Below are 2,658 nucleotides of genomic sequence, written 5' to 3' on the forward strand. Positions count from 1 at the left end.
CGAGGCGGCACGAAACAAACATTTGAACGATCCTTTGCCAGGGAGAGCCAGCCGAATATTAGACAATATGGATCGAAACACCTTGCTTCTGGCCTCTTCGCGGGGAACACGCGGCGGCTATCGCTATCTCGATGATCCTGCACTGTTCAATGCTTTTTCAAAAACTCCTGAGGCGTTGCTTTTATCGGAAACACAAATGCGGCTCGAAGCAATCGAGCATACACAAATGGAGCAACGAAAATGGTTTTGCGCCGCTATGCATTCAGATCGGATCATTGTTAAAGGGGGCAAGGTTGAAATTTCCAAGCCAGAGGATCACTGGGTTATTGCGTTTCACGAGCAACAAAAAGATGATCCGACGTTCAACCGCTTAATGGCAGTATCTTATCTGCGGCCAGACCGCTTTAAGTTTGACACTGATATACCGCCGGAAATTGTTGCATGGCGCTCTGCCCGCGCTACCAATAAACAACAAATGGCAGACTATATTGCCGACGAACTGCATCTGCGGGCAAGAAGCGATAAGCGCGATCCTAAGAGCGGAGCCGAAGAATGCAGGCGGATATTTAAACTCATACCGTATGAAGCGCAGGCCTTGCGCGATACGCCGGGACATTTTCTTAGCCAGTATAAAAACTGGTCCTTTCGTAAACCTGATGAGAGTGAAGCTCAGTGGGAGCGTAGACGTAAACTAATTATCCGTAACAATAATTCTCGGGGCCGCTGACACTTCAGCGGACATTTGTGTTGAAGAAGAAAAAAACATTGGAGTGCCTTGCCGGTGAAGCCGGCAGGTGAGAGGAAAAAAGAGCAGTAGCGCTCGGCCAAGCCTCGCCGGTTTCTCAACAGGAGAAACCATAATGAACATGTTACCAAACCAATCAGAGCTGGAGGAAATCGCCAGACGGCTTGACAAAGAAGATGACTACCGCGTGCTGTGCGCTGTCCCGAAACGCTTTACCCGTATGCCTGAAGACGGCGTGCCGCCCGATGGCAGGTGCATTGCAATTCTTGATACAGAAACTTCAGGATTGAACGTTCACGAAGACAAGCTGATCGAACTCGCGATCATGCTGGTTTGGGTGGATGATGAAGAAGAGGTGATCGGGCACATGGGGCCGGTAAGCTGGCTGCAAGATCCTGGCGTAGAACTGGAGCCGGAGATCACGTTGATCACGGGCCTCGCCAATCACCATTTGGTCGGCAAGCAGATTGACGACGCAGCAGCATTCGGCTTTCTCGATCGAGCAGATCTGCTGGTCGCCCAGAACGCAAAATTTGATCTCGCCTGGATCGAGCAGCGCTATCCAAAGCTGAAGGGCAAAGCCTGGGCTTGTAGCTGCAGCGAGATCAATTGGCTCAAGCTTGGCTACGAAGGACGCTCGCAACAACATCTGCTTTGGCAACATGGCTGGTTCACCAATGCGCACCGGGCTGAGGCAGACGTCTGGTCGCTGTTCTGGTTGCTCCAGCAGCGCCAGCGGGGGCCAGGCGACAGTCCGGTCCAGAGCCATCTCCAGCGTCTGCTGCAAGCCGCCGAGACGCCGACCATGCTCGTGGAAGCGTTACGCGCGCCATATTCGGCAAAGGACAAGCTCAAGGCTCGAGGTTATCGGTGGGACGCTGGGCGCCGCGTCTGGTGCAAAGAGATGGCGGAGGAAAAGCTGGCTGCTGAACGCAGCTGGTTCCGAACCGAGGGGCTTCCGCTGTTCGGCGCCAAAACGATGGCCGCAACTGAGCGTCACCGGTAAAAATTAATCGCTAGCCCAACAAACACGGCCTGCCTTTCGGCGGGCTTTTTTATGAAAGTAATAAAAACATGACTAATCCAACAGAAATTGAACGGCAGCTATCACGCGAAGCCGGTTTATTTGCAGCGCGCGGCAGTGCAGCCAATCAAAATAGAACCCGCACCTATATCGTTGCTGATTTTGAATATGCTTATGACCGGGGCCGCCATAACGGATATGGCGTAGCTGAAGGCAAAGACGCCGAGGAAAAGATACGTTGGCCGTTTCACCGCGTGGCAGCAGCCTCCTGGTGCGTGATGCGTTTCAAGCGCGGTTCGGACACTCCAGAGATTGAAGGTCCGGTTGTTCTCTCTACCGATGATCACAGCGAAAAGGACATGGTCTCAGCTTTCTTTGACGCCGTGGACCAGGAACCAGGCGCTGTGCTGGTGACATGGGGCGGGGAGCATAAAGACCTGGCCGTTCTGCGCAGGACCGCTGGTGAGCTTGATCTGATCATGCCCGGGCAGCTGCGCGAACTCTCGCCGGTTTCAGACCGCAGGATTGATCTATGCGGCGCCGTCTCGATCCGCGCGGAATCCGTCCATCTTCCGGAATATGCAGCAGCTTGCTCGATACCGGCAAAGCCGTCGCCATCCAAAACCATTGGCGAGCTGGTCGAGAAGGGGAAGTGGGGGGACGTCGAGGAGCAGGTGCTGGCGGACGTTATGACGACGGCGATCATCATGCTGCGTCATCTTAAATCCCACGGGCTGGTCCGGTGCGCCATTCCAGCATGCAGTTTGGCGCTGGCAAACGCAGCAACGACCGCAAATCCGGGCAGCGAATTTTTGAGGCGAACTTTCAAACCCTGGGCTCAGCTCAAAGATAGCACAGCCAATTATACCTGCCCGATCTACCGGGCAGC

Annotated in this window: 3 protein-coding genes; all 3 read left to right on the plus strand. The window is 54.2% G+C overall.

The features are described 5' to 3' along the window. The coding region (locus V7680_RS15385; protein WP_335654133.1) for a hypothetical protein at positions 1–727 on the plus strand (727 nt) is incomplete at its 5' end. Positions 728–860: 133 nt separating this feature from the next. Further along, complete coding sequence (locus V7680_RS15390) at positions 861–1,751, plus strand: 3'-5' exonuclease (RefSeq protein WP_335654134.1); 891 nt, start codon at positions 861–863, stop codon at positions 1,749–1,751. A 68-nt stretch (positions 1,752–1,819) separates the two neighbouring features. Beyond that, the coding region (locus V7680_RS15395) for a hypothetical protein (protein ID WP_335654135.1) at positions 1,820–2,658 on the plus strand (839 nt) is incomplete at its 3' end.

Origin of the sequence: Parasphingorhabdus sp. (genome assembly GCF_036963705.1) — a bacterium.
In the GTDB taxonomy this organism is placed as follows: Bacteria; Pseudomonadota; Alphaproteobacteria; order Sphingomonadales; family Sphingomonadaceae; genus Parasphingorhabdus.

Coding starts and splice junctions, on each gene's coding strand:
- V7680_RS15390 (WP_335654134.1), top strand. CDS start 861: ATGAACATGTTACCAAACCAATCAGAGCTGGAGGAAATCGCCAGACGG.